Source organism: Rosistilla ulvae, from assembly GCF_007741475.1.
GTDB classification, from domain to species: domain Bacteria; phylum Planctomycetota; class Planctomycetia; order Pirellulales; family Pirellulaceae; genus Rosistilla; species Rosistilla ulvae.
In genome coordinates this window covers 2,408,977-2,426,009 of the sequence record NZ_CP036261.1, presented here as the reverse complement: position 1 = coordinate 2,426,009, position 17,033 = coordinate 2,408,977, and the positions used below count along the sequence as shown (strand labels likewise).

At 57.7% G+C, this 17,033-nt stretch carries 10 protein-coding genes; 5 read left to right on the top strand and 5 right to left on the bottom strand.

Annotated features, from left to right (window positions below; translation table 11 throughout):
• Nucleotides 1–68 precede the first annotated feature (68 nt).
• Both EC9_RS08710 and EC9_RS08705 read left to right on the top strand, forming a co-directional pair.
• Nucleotides 69–1,331, top strand: a complete 1,263-nt coding sequence (locus EC9_RS08710; RefSeq protein ID WP_145344131.1) for a beta-ketoacyl-[acyl-carrier-protein] synthase family protein — start codon at nt 69–71, stop codon at nt 1,329–1,331.
• Nucleotides 1,332–1,527: 196 nt separating this feature from the next.
• Entirely contained in the window at nt 1,528–1,710 is a 183-nt protein-coding gene (locus EC9_RS08705; RefSeq protein ID WP_145344129.1) for a hypothetical protein, read from the top strand.
• A gap of 150 nt (nt 1,711–1,860) precedes the next feature.
• On the opposite strand, the gene EC9_RS08700 is transcribed toward EC9_RS08705, so the two are convergent.
• Complete coding sequence (locus EC9_RS08700) at nt 1,861–3,069, bottom strand: hypothetical protein (RefSeq protein ID WP_145344127.1); 1,209 nt, start codon at nt 3,067–3,069, stop codon at nt 1,861–1,863.
• Nucleotides 3,070–3,445: 376 nt separating this feature from the next.
• Nucleotides 3,446–4,597 carry a 3-dehydroquinate synthase gene (locus tag EC9_RS08695; RefSeq protein WP_246106029.1) on the bottom strand — a complete coding sequence of 384 codons (1,152 nt, stop codon included), beginning with the start codon at nt 4,595–4,597 and terminating at the stop codon, nt 3,446–3,448.
• Between the two features lie 214 nt (nt 4,598–4,811).
• On the opposite strand from EC9_RS08695, the gene EC9_RS08690 reads away from it, so the two are divergent.
• Nucleotides 4,812–5,405 (top strand): thioredoxin family protein, encoded by a 594-nt coding sequence (locus EC9_RS08690; RefSeq protein WP_145344122.1) that lies wholly within the window; start codon nt 4,812–4,814, stop codon nt 5,403–5,405.
• Nucleotides 5,406–5,516: 111 nt separating this feature from the next.
• Nucleotides 5,517–6,401: a deoxyribonuclease IV gene (locus tag EC9_RS08685; protein ID WP_246106028.1), complete on the top strand. Its 885-nt coding sequence runs from the start codon at nt 5,517–5,519 to the stop codon at nt 6,399–6,401.
• A gap of 307 nt (nt 6,402–6,708) precedes the next feature.
• Here the strand turns inward: EC9_RS08685 and EC9_RS08680 are convergent, their stop codons facing one another.
• Complete coding sequence (locus EC9_RS08680; RefSeq protein WP_145344120.1) at nt 6,709–7,692, bottom strand: AAA family ATPase; 984 nt, start codon at nt 7,690–7,692, stop codon at nt 6,709–6,711.
• A gap of 303 nt (nt 7,693–7,995) precedes the next feature.
• Here EC9_RS08680 and EC9_RS08675 point away from each other — a divergent pair, with 303 nt between their 5' ends.
• Nucleotides 7,996–10,956, top strand: a complete 2,961-nt coding sequence (locus EC9_RS08675; protein WP_145344118.1) for a CHAT domain-containing protein — start codon at nt 7,996–7,998, stop codon at nt 10,954–10,956.
• A 43-nt stretch (nt 10,957–10,999) separates the two neighbouring features.
• Here EC9_RS08675 and aqpZ read toward each other — a convergent pair whose 3' ends face one another.
• Together aqpZ and EC9_RS08665 are read right to left on the bottom strand one after the other, a co-directional pair.
• Nucleotides 11,000–11,749, bottom strand: a complete 750-nt coding sequence (aqpZ, locus tag EC9_RS08670) for an aquaporin Z (protein ID WP_246106027.1) — start codon at nt 11,747–11,749, stop codon at nt 11,000–11,002.
• 223 nt (nt 11,750–11,972) lie between these two features.
• Nucleotides 11,973–16,937: an Ig-like domain-containing protein gene (locus EC9_RS08665; protein WP_145344116.1), complete on the bottom strand. Its 4,965-nt coding sequence runs from the start codon at nt 16,935–16,937 to the stop codon at nt 11,973–11,975.
• Nucleotides 16,938–17,033: the final 96 nt, after the last annotated feature.

Sequence of the window (17,033 nt, the reverse complement as noted above, 5' to 3'; positions counted from 1 at the left end):
GAGCTGTCGTCGTAAGCAAGCCGCTATTGCTGTCCTCATCCACGCCGAATCCTACGCACGTAACACTGATGGACCTTCGCAAAGACGTTGTTATCACTGGAATCGGGGTTGTCTCGCCGATCGGAACTGGCGTCGATCGTTTTTGGTCGAGCTTGATCCAAGGGCGGAGTGGGGTTCGCGATCTAACGCATGTCACCCCCGAAATGCTCCCCTATACCTATGGCGGGCAATTGGATGATTTCGATCCGAAGGCCTATGTTCGCCCTCGCAAGACGCTCAAGGTGATGAGCCGCGAGTTGCAAACCGCCTTTTCCGCTTGCGTGATGGCAACGCAGCAGAGCGGATTCGACGCTTGCGATACTCCGAAGGAACGGATCGGTACGGTCTTTGGTTCGGAGATGCTTTACGGCGAACCGGAAGAGATTCAACCGACGGTTGCCCGCAGTAGTCCCGAGGGCCGGTTTCAGCCGGAACTGTGGGGCCAGTCGGCGATGAGGGAGATCTTTCCGCTGTGGATGCTCAAGTACCTGCCCAACATGGCGGCTTGCCATTACGGAATCGCGATCGGTGCGCTCGGGCCCAATAATACCATCGTCATGGGGGATACGTCGGGATTGTCGGCGGTTGCCGAATCGATCAGCGTGATCCAACGTGGGGCTGCCGATGTCGTCGTCACCTGTTCGACGGGAACTCGGATCAGCCTGACCCGTTTGCTTTATCAAGGGGCCGTTCCGTACGGTTCCCTGCGCGATCCGGTGGGATCCAGTAGCCGGCCGTTTGCTGTCGATCGCGATGGCTTGATCGGTGGCGAAGGGGCGGCGGCGGTGATCTTGGAGTCGCGCGAGCATGCCGAGCGGCGAGGGGCCAAACCGATCGTCAGCGTGGCTGGGACATCCTGTAATTTTGGCGCTCCGGCCCCAGGGCGTCGCGGATCCTCCGAAGCCCTCTCCCTGGCGATCGGCAATGCGATTCAGCGTGCCGGTGCAACGCCCGATGAGATCGGGATCGCGGTCAGTCATGCGATGGGGGATCCAATGCTCGACCAGATCGACGCGCAGGTCCATGCAACGCTTGTCCCGGGAGCGATCGTGACTGCCCCCAAAGGGGCAACCGGTCACACGGGGGCGGGGTGTGGTGTGATGGAGATGTGTATCGCGGCGCTGTCGCTACAGAATGGCATCGTTCCGCCAACGGTCAACGCGCACTTGAAAGACCCCAGCTTTGGGATCGATTTGGCCGACTCGCCGCGCAAAACGGATGCTTCTCTGGCGGTGCAATCCAATCACAGCGCAACGGGTAATGCGATCGCCGTGGTGTTGCGGAAGGAATAAGATCCGCCGATTCGCGGCGGGGAGAATTCCCATCAAACATTCAATGCGGCATTATTCGACTTGGCGCAAAACCACGCTCGCCTAAAATGGGTTTGTTGTCGCCAGCAAGGTGCCTGCCGATTTTGATCGGGGCGCGTTGTTGCTCTTTGTGTGTGTGTGAGCATCGGCGTTAAATTCATTTTGAGGGAGGTGTGTGTTGCTATCCGAGTCGTCCGTTGAAGCAAGTGTCCGTCGATTATTGAGCGATGGCGGACAGAACGAAGAGACTTTTGATCGGGCTGAGGAGATGTTGGACGAGCTGCGTCCAGAGAGTCCTTTGCGCCATCGGTTGTCGCAAGAGTTGGATGAATTGCGTGCCTTGGCTGCCAGCAGCAAGTAATTGACACCAAAACAGAACGCTTCTCCTTCACAGCGCCGCAGTCCTGCCGGTTGAACCGGCGGTTCTTAGCAAACGAAATCAGGGCGTCTATCATCGGTCGATGATAGACGCCCTGAATCTTTAGATCAGCATGGTCGTCGTTGCTTGGGGCTAGCGATTGATCGTGATACCGAAGGTGTATCCGACCAGCCAAACATTCTGGTCGGTGATCGCGTTGGTGCCTTCAAGCTTGGTCGTGTTGCCACCGCGAACAGGACCTCGCAGAATGCCTTGGGCAAAGTCGATCAATTGGACGCCCCCTCGCAAGTTGATGTCGCGAGTCAGTTGAAGCGACGTCTCGGCACGCAGATCGAAACCGAACACAAATTCGCTGCCATGTTTGTAGATCGTGGTGCGGTTGGAGTCGTCGAATGCGATCTCGCCGTCGATCTCTCCCTGCAGGTCGATGTTGTAGTACGTATCGGTACTTCTGTTGATGTAAGAACTGTTCTGGAAGTTCTGCATCGCAAAGGCCCGCAGATCGAACGAGTGGGTGAATCGATTTTGGAACTTGATGTATCGAAATCCAAACTGCCCACCGTACATCTCGTTGTCGTTGAGATCGATCTGTTCGTTGAAGTTTTCTTGGATCAGTTCGGCAAGTGAGCCATCGGCTTGCTGTGCCGTTCCGGGTTGAACGCTGTAGCTGTCGTTTTCGGTGTGATCGCGGATCTTTACATATTTCAGACCGATCATCGGCTCCAATAGTCCTCCCTTGCGATACGATTCCAATCGCCAGGTCCGGTTCAGTTCGAAGCCCTTCATTTCGATCACGTTTAAGCTGTCTTTGACTTCATAAACTCGCTCGAGAAACTCGTGGTCGTCCCGATCGCGACGTGGCAACAGCTGGCCATACTGGTCGAACACCTCTGGGGGTTCGGCACTTGGAACCTGAGGGTCTTCCGTGTTGATAACGTTGGCACGATAGACCGTGTTGATGTCGTAGGCGTTGGGGCCCGTCAGGCTCCAATAGGTCATCGCCCAGCCGCGATCATCGTCTCCCATGTATCCGAAATCGAGGCGGTTGCCCCAACCGAAATCTCCCTGTGTGTAGGAGCTTTCGGTCTCGGGCCGGTTGACCATCATGTAGGCCCGATCAAACGTGCCGTACCAACCGTGGTTGGCCCGGTGTTTGGGACTCAATTCCTCGATGTCCGCGTTGTACGCAGTCTCGAACCAACGAAAGTCGGTATCGAATTCCAAGATTCCGTCGGGCTCACCCCACGTGCCAGGTGGCTGCTCCTGAGCTCCGACCTGATGTCCTCCTGCCACCGTTGCTATAACGGCGACCAAGAAAGCGGCGAGTTTACGTACTGGCATGTCTCTGTCCACTTGTGATGTATGCACGCGGTGCATTTCAATCCGCACGGCAGCATTTGCAGCTGCTGTTCCCAATTTGACGCCCCATGCTGATGCGCCGTCGTATAACGCAAAAGTTCTGGTTGTGCGGGTAGTATCGGTTGGGATCGAAACGAAAATCCAACGAGAATGACGTCACTAGCGTCAAAATCGGCAAAACCTAGCAATCGCCGGCCGCTAGCACGCTGTCGAGACGTGTTTTTAGGGGTGCGACGGTTCCCGATGGTGCGTCGTGCACACCGTGAGGACCGGTGGTTTTGTCCAGTAGTTCGGCCGCCCGCCGGTGTCGTGCGGAGCGGAAAGACTGGCAGATGGGATCGAACAGCGCGTTGCGATCCTAGCGGGCGAAGGCAGCGGTTGCGGCGATCGCCTCCCGCATCGCGGTGGTTTCGATCTGGTGGACATCGACAGGGCTGCCGATCGCATCGATCAGCGTGATCGTCAGACGACCGCCCAAATGCTGCCGGAACTCTTCCAGACCTTGCAGCAGAGCATCTGGGTCGCGGAGCGCGGGGTGATCGATCGGCAAGCCCAATTGTTGCAGACAATCGAGGATCCGCTCGCAATCCGATTGGGGCAGTCCCAGGACGCGGCTGGAATAAAGGCAATCGATCGCCAGGCCAATCGCCACCGCTTCGCCATGTCGGACCTGATACTGGGTCAGCGATTCCAGGCGATGGGCCGACCAGTGGCCGAAGTCCAAGGGGCGTGCTTCCAGCGTTTCAAAGGGATCGCCGCCGCGCGTGATGTGTTCCAGATGCATTTGCACGCTGGCGCGGATCGCGTCGCCGGTGGCTTGCGGATCGCGTTGACGAATCTTTTCGGCATCGCGGCAAACCTGTTCAAAGGCTTGAGGTTGCTTCAGCAGCGAAACCTTGACGACTTCGCTGAAGCCGCAGCGGAAGTCGCGATCGGGCAGCGTTTGCAGAATCCCAGCATCGTTGATCACACCCCACGGAACCGCAAATGTTCCCTTCCAGTTCTTCTTGCCGAACCAGTTCACCGCATTCTTGACCCCCACCCCCGAATCGGCTTGCGCCAGCGTGGTTGTTGGGATCCGGATCAAGCGAATGCCGCGGTGGGCGACCGATGCGGCATAGCCGACGGTATCCAAGACCGCTCCGCCGCCAACGACGATGACATAGCTGCGGCGATCGAGATCGTGGTCATTGAAATTTTTCAGCAGGTTGTCGACGATCGCCGGATCGTTTTTGCACGCTTCGCCACCGACCAGCGTTTGCGGCGGTTGGGTCAGCAGGACTTGGTCGGGGACCGAATGCAGCGTCGCTGCAATCCTTTCACCGATCGCCGGGTTCGCATCGGCCACGTGTTGGTCCAACCAAACCTGCACACGCGCCGGCGCATCGCCCGACGGTTCCAGCAGATCGATTAAAACTTGCGCATCGTCGCCGATGACGTCGCCAGTGAAACGCAAGCGCTGGACCAAAGGCAGCGAGAACGAAATATCAATCGAATCCGAAGACTTCATCAGCATGGCAGAGGAGATGCGGCAGCGGGTGGGAGATGATCGCAAACGTGGGTATGGCAGACAGGCGTCGACCATCCGCCTATTGTACGTGAAAAGAACGCGTAATGCTGCGCTGTCGGGCAAGGCACTTGATTGGATTTGGTGAGTGGGTGATAACCAGGACTGCAATCGCAATGGTCCGCCCCACAACATTTTGTCGACAGGAATTTACCCAATGGTCCGCACCGCAAGCACCATGCTGCCGCTGGGCACGCAAGCCCCTTCGTTTTCGCTGCCCGATACCGACGGGAAGCTTGTTTCGCCGAGCGATTTCACCAATTCCAGGGGCTTGTTGGTGATCTTTCTTTGCAATCACTGTCCGTATGTCAAACACGTTGCCCCCGAACTGGCTCGTTTGACTGCGGAATACGCAGCGAAAGGCGTCGCGACGATTGGGATCAGCAGCAACGATGCCGATGCGTATCCCGACGACTCGCCCGCCAAAATGGTCGAAGAGAAGGCAGCGCAGGGATACGAGTTCCCCTACTTGTACGACGCCGACCAATCGGTCGCCAAAGCGTACCATGCCGCTTGCACTCCCGATTTCTTCCTGTTTGATGACAAGCATCGATTGGTCTACCGCGGCCAATTGGACGACAGCCGTCCGAAGAACGATGTCGAGCTTTCGGGCAGCGATCTCCGCGACGCCTTGGATGCGGTCCTTTCCAGCGCCGCTGTCCCCGAACCGCAAAAGCCAAGCATCGGGTGTAACATCAAATGGAAGCCTGGAAACGAACCGGGATACTTCGATTCGGTTGGCATCCGTTAAACGACGATTCGTTTGCAACCGAAATCGTCAGTCGCGGGAAGGCCCGTTCGCTAGCCTTTTCCGTTGAATTCTGTCTCTCGTTCCGCTCTTCTCAAGATAAATTTCAAGTCGATGCCAGAAGCAAAATCGCTCCGTCTGGGCGCCCACATGTCGATCGCGGGAGGGCTTGAAAAAGCTGTCCAACGAGCCCACGATGCGAGTTGCGATGTGGTCCAGATCTTCACCAAAAACAACAATCAATGGGCCGCCAAACCGCTGACCGATGCGGTGATTCAGGCCTGGCGGGATGCATTGGTCCAGACCGGGATTGGATCGCCCGTCGCACACGCATCTTATTTGATCAATCTGGCGTCGCCCAAGGAGGAGTTGTTTCGCAAGTCGATCGAGGCATTGGTGGTCGAGTGGGAGCGCGCCGAACAATTGCAATTGGAAGGCTTGGTCGTCCACCCCGGCGCGTTTACCGACAGCAGTGAAGAACTGGGGATCGCCAAAATCGTCGACGGGGTGCGTGAGATTATCGATCGCGTCAAACCGCAACACTGTCGATTGCTGCTGGAGAACACGGCCGGCCAAGGGTCGTGTCTGGGGCATACGATCGCCCAGCTTGGTGCGATGTTCCGCGGTATCGATAACACGGAAAACCTAGGTGTTTGTTTCGACACCTGCCATGCGTTTGCTGCCGGATACGATCTGACAACCGACGCCGGATACGCGGTCATGCAGACTGAAATCGCCAACGAATTACCCCCGTCAGTAATTCGAGCGGTGCACATCAACGACAGCAAAAAGGGGTGTGGATCGCGCGTCGATCGACACGATCACATCGGTCAGGGGATGATCACGCTGGATGGATTCCGCCGCGTGTTAGCCGATCCTGTGTTCAATGTCTGCCCGATGTATCTGGAGACGCCCAAGGGAGTGGATGACGAGACGGGGGAGGACTTCGACGTTAACAACTTGAATACACTGCGCGGTCTTGTGGGGGGGCGTGCTTAGACAATAACGGCTACGGGAAACCACAAGTTATGTGTCTCTTTCCGCGATCTACCACCTTCTTTTGATAATCGTTCGACTAGAAGCCACGGGCGTCCCGAAAAGAGTATTGACGAGTCCGCGGCTCGTCAACGACAGGGGCAGCGGCACTGTTTGGTGGATACCGAGCAGTGCCGCGTTTTTTTTGCGCTAAGCTTCGATGACGCTGCCCGGTGTCGACGGGGAAGCATCATCGGCGAGCCCACGGGGAAGATTGCGTTCCCAGCCCCGTTGTATCTTCGCCAGATGTAAGTCGATTGGTCCGGTGAGCCTACAGCCCCAGATCCTCTTCGTCGACTTCGTCCTCGTCGTCCCGATCGGGGTGCAGCGGATCGTTGGGATCGAAGAAGAAGTCGGCCAAGCCCATCGGGACCGAATTCCCGCCGAGCGTCCGTTGTTTGCGCTCGGCCAGCGATTCGAGGTCCAACGCGTCGGGGCCTAAGCAATTTTGCAGCGCTTCGTGCCAGGCTTGATCGCGACTGAGCGGATGAGCTCTGTCCTGCGAGAGTCGCTTGAGTGCATACCGCAACATGTTGATTCCGTCGCGGGGGGAGAAGTCGAGTTTCAGTTGATGGGATCGTTGCAGGAAATCGACAGTCAGCGCCAGCATCTCCGCTTCGGCAAACGGCAGGTGGTATTGCAGGATCGCCATCTCATCCTGCGGGTCGGGAAATCCGACTTCCAATGTAGGTTGCAAGCGGCTGAGGATGTAGTCGGGGATTTCGAAGGTCGATTCATCTTGGTTCATGGTCACCGCGGCGCGGAAATTTTCATGGGCACCAATCGTGATTCCGGCCACAATCGATTCGACATACCGGCGCTGATCGAACAGCGGCGCCAGGCTGGCCCACGATTTTTCGTTCATCCGGTTGCCCTCATCCAAAATGCAGACTCCGCCGCATAACATCGCTGTCACCAACGGCGAAGCGTGGTAGGAGATGTTGCCGTTTTGCGACAGCACGGGCGTGACCAACAGATCCTCGGGACGCGTGTCGGCGGTGCATTGGTAGATGTAGATCGGCAGTTCGCGTTGCTGCGCACCGGCGATCGCCAGTTGGGTCTTGCCGACTCCTGGCGGGCCGATCAACCGAGGCGTCAAAGGCAGATCGGTCGGATCGACAGTCAACCAACAAGCCAGCAGTTGAGTCAGGATCTCGCCTTGTCCAATCCATTGGGTCTGGGATTGATGCGGGGCGGACAGCTTCAGCCGCACGCCGTCAATTTCGACAAAGCCTTTGTCGGCTTCAGCATTCATGATTCAAATCCAAGGTCAAACGGTGGTGATCGCGATGTGATGACGTAGGCTTCAGGTCGCACAGGGCAGCGGACGCGAGAGGGGGGATCGCCGAACGCGAGATGACCGTGGCGACAGGCCGGGCAAACCGTCTAGCAAAGAATTCTATCGTATCGGTTGGTGAGACGCGTCGAAAGTAGACAGCGGAATTGCCTCGAACGATCTCGGGAAGCTTTTGACAAGCTCCGTTAGTAGGAGGTAGGTTTGAGTGCAGGCGGCTCGCGTTGGGGACGCCATCCAGAGCGGATAGCGAGGAAATTCTCGATGACGACGAACGTGCGACCATGGATCCCCGCGATCTGCGGCGGCTTGCTGTTGACGATGCTTACACCCGCGATCGGGCAAACGCCCCAGCGGTCCTATCCGTCGCAAGAATATTACGTCGGTTTGGCTCTGATGCGCGAAGCGGCGCTACCCGATGCTGTCGAAATGTTCGAAGCGTCGATCCGTCGCGGCCGGACCGATCCGTCGGGCAAATGGATCGATTCGATTCCTGGATATGCGATGCTGGGCGAATGCAATTACCAGCTGGGAAATCTGCGGCTCGCTCATCAAAATTTTGACGCCGCAATCGGGTTGATGTTGCGGCATTCGGGGTGGCTCCAAGCGGTGCAATGGCCGCAATCGTTGGCCGGGGGGCGGGCGCCGGTCCCCGTTGGCACATGGGCAGCCAGTGGTCGCCGTTCAGCGCTGGCGAACGTTCCCGAAACGATGCAGATCATGATGGGCAGCCAGGACGTGCTGGGCCAGATTCAACAAGGGGGAACGCTGCAGACCGCTCAATTGATGAAGATCGATGCGGCGGAGATCATCCGCGCTCTCGCTTGGGCGGTCTATCGCCGCAGCCAGATCCTTGGCGGATTGTCGGTCGATGATTCTTTGAACGAACAATTGATCTCGTCGATGGGGCGGACCAATCTGCCACCGGGCCCAGGACAGGCGTGGGTCGATCTATTGCGAGCGATCGCGTTGCTGGCCGACAATCAACCTCAACAAGCGGTCGGGCTCGTCGATCGCGCCGCGACGCTGCCGGGCAACTTCGACCATCCCTTAACCCCCATCGCGCTTTTGGTGGGAGCGAACCTGTTGACCGTTGCCGGTAAACCACAAGCGACGAATCAATATGTCGAGGCCGCACTGTCGGCTGCGGCGTATGGGCACTACGAGGTCGCCGCCGAAGCGATGCGAATCGCGGTCGGACCGTTGGCCAGCCAGGGTTCTGGTGTGCTGACCGGTCGCGCCGGTGCGGCGGCGATGCAATTGGGACGCAAGTCGCGCCTGATGGCAGCGACCTGCTATCTGGTCGCGGCCGAATCGGCGGCAAATTCGGGCCAATTGCAAGTGGCCCAACGCAGCTTGGCCGATGCGCGAGCGACTCTGTCACGCCGCAACGTCGTTCTGCCTCGCGTGGAAGCGTACGCCAATTATTGCCTTGCGATCACCGCATTCCAAAACGGCGATACGAAAGGGGCTGCGGTGGCGCTCGATAAGGTAATGGCGTTTGCGTTGGGAGGTGCCTCGCCAACATGCCCACACACCTACCAGTTGGCGATCGTTCAATCGGCGGCGGGTGGAGGAGCGATCGGTGGCCGCACGGCGGACGAGCTCTTGACCGCGCTGACTCAAGGGCCTTCGTTGGGGCAATGGTATCTCGACCCCGTCAACGCGCTGGCGGCGACCCGTCCCAACGCGGCGGTCGACCAGATGCGGTTTTCGGGCTTGATCCAACGGCAGAAGTATGACGAGGCGTTGCAGGTCGCCGACGAATTGTTGGGGAATCGATTTCGCAGCCAGTTGCCGTTGTCGGGCCGGATGTTAGATGCGCGTTGGTTGGTATCGGCAACGCCGGATCTTTTGTCGCCCAATGCGTTGGCGGTCCGCGACAAGCCACCGGCGTTGATCAAGTCGATCGCGGGACTGGCGTCGGTGATGGCCGATCATCAAACGACGCTAGCCGGGCTCCCCTTCGAAGCGGCCGATGCACCTCAGGCGGCTCAGCTGCAATCGGCCTGGACCGAACTAGCGACCGCCGCCGATCAAGCCGAACGGTTGGTGGGACAGGCGTCGGTGCATCGGATGGACCTGCCGCGGGCCTTTCCGCCTGCAATCGGCGACAAAAGCATGTGGCCTCAATTGTCCCCCGGCAGCGCACTGCTGACCTTCTGCCCCGCGGGGCCCGATTTGATCGGCATGCTATACAGCAACGGCAAAGTCACCGCCTGGCAAGTCGCCCGGCCAGCCAGTCTGCTGCCGCAGATCTCCAATTGGGTCAAAACGCTGGGAGTCATTCGGCGACGTGGCGGCGCCGCTCAATTATCCACCCCCGATCAATGGGAACCAATCGCTGCCGCGTTGCGGAAACAAGTGTTGGCAGGCCTTGACGATCCGACGTTGACGGCGATCGATCGGTTGGTCGTTGTCCCCTACGGAACGTTGTGGTATCTGCCGTTTGAACTGTTGCCGATCGGCGGTGCGGAGCAGAGTACGGCGCTTGGGGATACGGTGACGATCAGCTACGCTCCAACACCTGGCCTGGCGTTGAATCCCCCTGCGTTATCGAAGGACAAGCTGGCTACCGGTGCGATTGCCGGCCGCTTTTTGGCTCCGGCCGATGCCGAACTCAACGAACAACTATCGCAAGAACTGATCGATGCAGTCGCTGGAACGGAGCGTTTGCCCGGCCAAGCGAATCTGCCGGGATCGTTGATCGGGCCGCGTTTCGGGCGTGTTTGGGTTTCTGCGCCGATCAAACCAGGGACAAAATCACCGCTGGCTATCAGCCCTTTTGTGTACGATCAATCCAAGCTGGGGGGCGATTTGGCCAGCTGGATTCGGTTCCCTTGGGGGGCACCGGGCGAATTCTTGATGCCCGGATTTCAGTCGAACATCAGCACCGCGGGGGGCGCGGTGACGGGAGATGAGATCTTTCTGATGGCCTGCGGTTTGCAAGCCTCAGGGGCCAAGCAGCTGCTGATCTCGCGTTGGGCTGTCGGGGGGACGAGCACCGCGGCGCTGTTGCGGGAGTATCTGGGAGAGGTCGAATTTTCGACTCCTCTGGATAGCTGGAAACGCTCCGTTTTGCTGCTGCAAAATCAAGAACTCGACCCCAGCAGCGAACCTCTGCTGAGCGATGGCGATGCCAAGGCAGGCCCCGCCAGCGGAGCGAATCCGCTGTTTTGGGCGGGATACATGATGATCGGGGCAGACATCGAACGCCTGCCCTAGCGCTATCGCAAGAGCATCAAATGCGATCGGCAGTTCCTTCCGATCAGGCCGTTTCGGTCTCTTCTTTGCCGACAAATTGATAGATCAACGCTCCCAGCACGCCACCGGCAATCGGTGCCAACCAGAAGAACCACAATTGGGTCAACTGCATTCCGCCAACAAACAATGCTGGCCCCGTGCTGCGTGCTGGATTGACCGACAGGTTGGTCACGGGGATGCCGATCAGATGGATCAGGGTCAGTCCCAGACCGATCGCCAGCGGAGCAAATCCGGCAGGAGCCCGTTTGTCGGTCGCTCCCATAATGATGAACAAGAAGAAGGCGGTTAAAACGATCTCGGTCACCAAACAGGCTAACATCGAGTAGCCCCCGGGCGAGATGGCGCCAAAGCCGTTGGTCGCAAACGCTCCCGCATCGGCGTTGTTGATGGCAAAACCTTCCTTGCCCGAGGCGATCATGTACAAGGTCCCTGCCCCCGCGATCGCGCCGAGCACTTGAGCGATCACGTACGGCAACAGATCGCTCGCTTTGGATCGGCCACCGACGGTGAGACCAACCGTTACGGCGGGGTTCAAGTGACAACCGGAGATGTGCCCAATGGTGTAGGCCATCGTTAGCACGGTCAGTCCGAAGGCCAACGCCACGCCGACTAATCCGATGCCGATATTAATCGGGGTATTCTCTTCGGGGGTGATCACTTTGGCGGCCAACACCGCGCTGCCACATCCGCCGAAAACCAACCAAAATGTTCCAAAGAACTCCGCTGCAGAACGGGTGCCGATACCAGCCATCATAAACTCTCAAAAACAGGGGTGAGAATAGACCAAGATAAGCGATGCACATGATCGCTCGTGGATGAGAGTATATCGATCGATTGGGGTGAACGATACTGCCTTTTTTGGGTGCCTAAACGAAACAAGGCGTTCTCTTGCGAGAACGCCTTGGGGGGGGGCGATAACGCAGACTCGGCCGAACCGAGTCTGCGTCTATGAGATAGCGAGGGGACTTAACCGAAGATTAGAGGCCCCACTCCTGAGTGATATCGCCAGCGATTTGATCGACGGCATCCTCTTCATCGTCGCTGTCGTCAGCGGCCAGCCAGTCGATGTTTGCTGCCGATTGGCTCGCGCCGCTGGAACCCGCTTGAGGATTCGTTTCATCGGCCAATGCCGCAAAGAACTCATCGTTGCTCTGGACATCAGGATCGACCGCGGCGGCATTGCTGCGGGCGACGGAGTATTCGCCGTTGGCAAGCGATGCAGTCTGTTTGTTCAAAGCATTGATAACCATCAACGCGTCGCTTGGCGTGATGTAGCTGTCACCATTGACGTCGACAAATCGATGGTTTTGGCTGCCCGATTCACCTTCGGCTGACAGTTGCTTCGCTCCGCTCAAATTCAACTGATTGATCACGCTCAACGCGTCGATCGGCGAAACGGTGCCATCGTTGTTGACGTCGTATCGATTGGTCGGGTTTTGGAATTCCGCTTCCCCACCGGCGGTTGTCGCTGGGCTGATCGTTAGCGATTTGTAGTCGTAGCGAATCTCATCGATCGGTACGACCTTATCTGCCGCTTCGAACAACAGCGTGTCGTTGTTGGGCGAAACATCGGCTGGGTCACCGGCGAAATACGCCGTGCCAGCCGCGGTCGCTTGGAACCGGATCGCCATCAGGTCGCGAACTTCGGTTCCTAAAGGATCGCCCGAACCATCGGTGTTGGTCGTTTGTGTCGCCCCCACCTCGTTGATGATTCCGTCGGTTCCCGCCGATCCACGTTGCACGTTGGTGTAGAACTGGCCGAATTCGATGTCGAAGTCCAACGAACTGGATTGGGACGCCGAACGTGGCAGGACCGAAAGGGTGTCGGCACTGTAAAGGATGTCCTGGTAGGCCGCAAAGACTCCCGTCAGCTGGCCCAGATTGGAGCGAAGGTCGTCGACATTGACCTGCAGGGTCAAGATGTCGTTGACGTTAACGTTTCGAATCTGAGCTCCGCTGGCGTCGAAGATCGCGTTCCCCGCATCGTCGTAGATCTGGAACGGCAGATCGACAACGTCGTTTGCGTCCAGAACTGCGTCGCTGCCGACAAAGACCGTTACCGTGGCGGTGCTGCGGAATCCATCGGGCGAAAGGAGCGTGTAAGTGAATTGATCGACACCCGTGAAGGCCGTTTGAGGCGTGTAGAGGATGGTGTTTCCCGAGAGCCGAACAAAGCCATTCGCAGGCGTTCCTAGTTCGGCGATTGCCGATGCACCAGCGGAACCTTCGATGTCGTTGTCCAAGACAAGCATCGGCACTTGGCTGGCCCCTTGTGCCACGCGGTACGAATCGTCGACAGCGGTCGGGATCGCCAAGCCAGCGGGAATGATGTTCAGCGTGGTGTCGCCAAACAACTGTCGGTTGACGGGCACTTCGGTGTCGGGGGCGGACAAGAAGACGACATCGCTGCGAATGTCGTCGGCAGGATCGGTTTGGAATTCAGCGATACCAGCACCGATCGCACGCATCTTCACGGTGAACAACTCGACCGGGCCGGAGTGCGTTTGTTGGCTGCCGAGCGTCGCCTGCGAGCCCCCTACTTCATTGATCATGTTCGGCGTCAGGGAATCGCCAGTTTGCAATTGGTTAAACAGCGGACCGTACAAGATGTCGAACGGCAAGCTGCTGCCCGAATTGCCGGGAGCAACGGTTGTGACCAATTTACTATACAGCAGGTCGATATACGCGGCCGCGATTCCCTGCTCCAAGACCGAAGTCCCCTCGCGAATGTCATCGACGAGAACCCGGACTTGGAATTCTTGGCCCACATTGATCGAAGTGAGCTCATTTCCGCTGCTATCGAGCGTTTGGACCGAGTATTCGACTTGGTTGGCAAGCGAATTTGGATTGATCTGAATCGTGACGGTCGCGGTGTCGGTGAAGCCCGAGCTGTCGCGAACGGTGTAGGCGAACTGTTCGGTTCCGGAGAATCCAGGAGCCGGCAGGTAGCTGATTTGTGTCGAGGTGAAATTGACGGTCCCGCCAAAATCGGTGTTCCCAACACCTACGATCTGCATGCCACCTAGGTTGCTCGGCGAATCGTTGGCAAGCACTGCCAGCGAGGTCATCGAGGTCGCATTCAACGGCACGTTGAAGAGGTCGTCGACCGCAACGGGACGGTCGTTCAACAATTCCACGTTGACCGTTACCGAGGTCGTGAAAGTCTCGCCCGATGCGACTTTAACTGTGTAGAAAAAGAAGTCTTCGCCAGTGAATCCGGTGCGCGGAGTATAGAGAATCGATTGACCCTCTTCACCGATAATCAGTGCCCCGGTAGTCACGGGACCTGCATTGGGATCCAGGTTGGGCTGGACAGAGTCCACGAAAATCGTGCTGTCAAACGTTGAATCGTTCGCCAGTACGCGAAGTCTCGCGTCGAGCGAATTTCGTGCAACCGTAAAGTCTTGTTGGGCTGGGTGGGTGTCGTCCAGGTACGAGTCCGGCTGGGCCAGATCGGTTGTCGCTTGGACGGTGAAGACATAATCTTCCACTTCCCCCGCGGTCGAGAAACCGGTCGATCCCAAGTTCAATTCGGGGCCGTAGCGGAAGCGAGCGTATTTATCCCCATCGGTCGTTCCCGCCGGAACGGTGATACCGGTGGTGAGAACTTGCGTCCCGTTGATCAACGTTTGGTTGGTGAAGATCCGTTCGCTGGAGCTAAAAACACCATCTTCGTTGAAGTCGATCCAGCCTTGCAAATATGCGGTCTGCCCAGCGTTGCGGGCGGTGACGACAAAGTCGGCTGTCGATCCTGGGGCGAGCGGCGAAGCGATTACGATTCCGTCTTCGTCATCGCTACCGTTGTTGTCATCTCCATCGGCATTGGTCGATGGGATGCCATCGGATTCGATGTCGGTCAGCACGCCCAGGCCAAGGGTGCTGCTGAATCCGTGGCTAGCACCGTTGGCGCTCAACAGCGTGGGATAAGGCGAGGGAAGGTCGCCGAAGTCGCGAGCGGCTTGATTGCCGAAGTTCAAGTTCTGGTTGGGAACTATTTGAGTGCCGTCAAAGAAGACGTTGTGTTCACCGTTTGAGGCTGTGCCAGGATATGTCTGACGGAATCCAGGTTCGACGACTTCGCGTACTGTGTAGTTTCCTGCACCGGGGAAATCGAGGCTGAAGCTGCCGTCCGACGCGGTGACCGTTTGTGGTTCAAACAGGTCGATGTGGTCATCCCCATCGGTGTCGATGTAGATGTAGACGCCACCGATTCCGGGTTCCCCGGCATCTTGTATACCATTGCCATTGATGTCGTTCCACTTCACACCCGTGATATCGAAGGCAACTTTCTGGAATCCGAAACTCGGTCCCGTCGTTGCGCCACTGGTCGATGTCACCAAGACGGAAGTGGGTGTAGAGGCCGCGTAACCGCTAGGGACTTGAGCGATGATGTTAAACGAACCGGCGACCGCACCAAGCGAATATCTGCCGTCGCTGCCGGTGACCACGCGAGGTTCCCCCGCATCCAAAGTGCCGTCCCCATCGAGATCGCCGAAGACGGTCACGCCCGCCAAGCCGATGTCTGATGTGCTGCGGCCATCTCCATTGGTATCGCTGAAGACCAGACCGCTGATCGAGCCTCCGCCCGTGCCGGTTGCCAAACTGTAGGCAAGCGTGCTGATCGAATCTTGGACTCCAAACGTATCTAATTCACCCGGTGTGTAGATGTCGGTGCCGAAATGCGTCTCGACATCGTCCGCGGTGCCATAAATCCCATCGTTTCCGACACCTACCAAAGCGGCAAGATTGCCTCCGGTGTCCATGATCTGGACTGCGGAGTTCGTATTGGACGTATGTCGCAGTCCTAAGAAGTGACCTGCTTCGTGGATCCCTACCAAAGCGATCGACTTGGCCAACAGATCGGCCGTTGTCACGCCGATCGAATGTGGAATCGCCAGGACATCGCCGACAGCCGTCGCGCTGAAGAAATCTTCCGAGAAGATAAAGGCGGTTTCTTCGGTGTCGAAGTTTCCAATGTCGAGCGATGGTGCGATGCCGAGGGCACCCAAAATTCCCAAGTCGGTTTGGGTTCCCGTCATCATCAAACGGCTGACGTTGGGCAAGCCCCACGGGTCTTCGTGATCGCGACTGTTAAGGATCTCGATCCCGTATTCACCTGGTGTGAAGGTGGAGAAGTAGTCGCCGTTAGGACCGGTAGTGCCGACGAAGCCGAATTTCGCTTCGAATTCAGCAACGATCTGATCGATCAACCGATCCGCATTGCCCACTTCGAACCCTTGGGCTTCCAGCGATTGTTCCAGCGAAGGCAGGCGGACCGAACCAAACTGGGTTTCGTCGAGATCGTTTAGATCGACAAATCCGCCATCGAAATCGAGGAACAGGATCTGATGCGTGCCGATCGGTTCGGCTTCAAGCGGCGATCGCAGCGTCTGGAATTCCAGGGAGTATCCGCCGATCGGCGTGATCCCAGGATTGACTCCCGAGTTCCCCGTGCCGACGCGGAAGCTGTAGGTTCCATCGGCGGGAATCACAAAGTTGAAGTAGACATCGCCGCCGGTCAGCAGTGGAGAGGAGGTAGGGAGAAGATCCTGCCCGACAAGACTGAGGTCGCCCAACGAGTTGTTGCCACGCACTTCGGTGGTCGACATCCCGGTGCTGCTCACCTTGCCCAGACTGACGTCGAGATCGTTGAAGCCGGTGCTATTGGCAGCGACGGTGATCCGTGTGCTGAAGACATCGCCCGCGGCAAGATCGAATTTGTAATAATCGGGCGCTCCACCGTCGAACGTTGCCGAAACGGTCACCTCGGGAGATTTTCCCGCGTTGGTGCCAAGATTCAGAACTTGGGCGTCGCGAACAAAATTGTTCGGCTCCAGTTCGGAAACGACTACCGGTGCCAGCAACCGACGATCTTCCAGCGACTCACATTGAATCAGCCGCCGACGCAGTTGCTTGCGATTTTTATCCGAACGACGCCGCATTGCCTGACTCCAAAATGCCTTTTTTGCCTTCACGGACAAAACCTCGAGCGTATCAAACGTATTTGTTTACAGATGCTGATCAGACCGCACGGTTGG

Excerpts from the sequence above, each read along its gene's own strand:
- EC9_RS08700 (WP_145344127.1), bottom strand. The coding sequence starts at position 3,069 with ATGCCAGTACGTAAACTCGCCGCTTTCTTGGTCGCCGTTATAGCAACG.
- EC9_RS08675 (WP_145344118.1), top strand. The coding sequence starts at position 7,996 with ATGACGACGAACGTGCGACCATGGATCCCCGCGATCTGCGGCGGCTTG.
- EC9_RS08680 (WP_145344120.1), bottom strand. The coding sequence starts at position 7,692 with ATGAATGCTGAAGCCGACAAAGGCTTTGTCGAAATTGACGGCGTGCGG.
- EC9_RS08685 (WP_246106028.1), top strand. The coding sequence starts at position 5,517 with ATGCCAGAAGCAAAATCGCTCCGTCTGGGCGCCCACATGTCGATCGCG.
- EC9_RS08710 (WP_145344131.1), top strand. The coding sequence starts at position 69 with ATGGACCTTCGCAAAGACGTTGTTATCACTGGAATCGGGGTTGTCTCG.
- EC9_RS08695 (WP_246106029.1), bottom strand. The coding sequence starts at position 4,597 with ATGAAGTCTTCGGATTCGATTGATATTTCGTTCTCGCTGCCTTTGGTC.
- aqpZ (WP_246106027.1), bottom strand. The coding sequence starts at position 11,749 with ATGATGGCTGGTATCGGCACCCGTTCTGCAGCGGAGTTCTTTGGAACA.
- EC9_RS08690 (WP_145344122.1), top strand. The coding sequence starts at position 4,812 with ATGGTCCGCACCGCAAGCACCATGCTGCCGCTGGGCACGCAAGCCCCT.
- EC9_RS08665 (WP_145344116.1), bottom strand. The coding sequence starts at position 16,937 with ATGCGGCGTCGTTCGGATAAAAATCGCAAGCAACTGCGTCGGCGGCTG.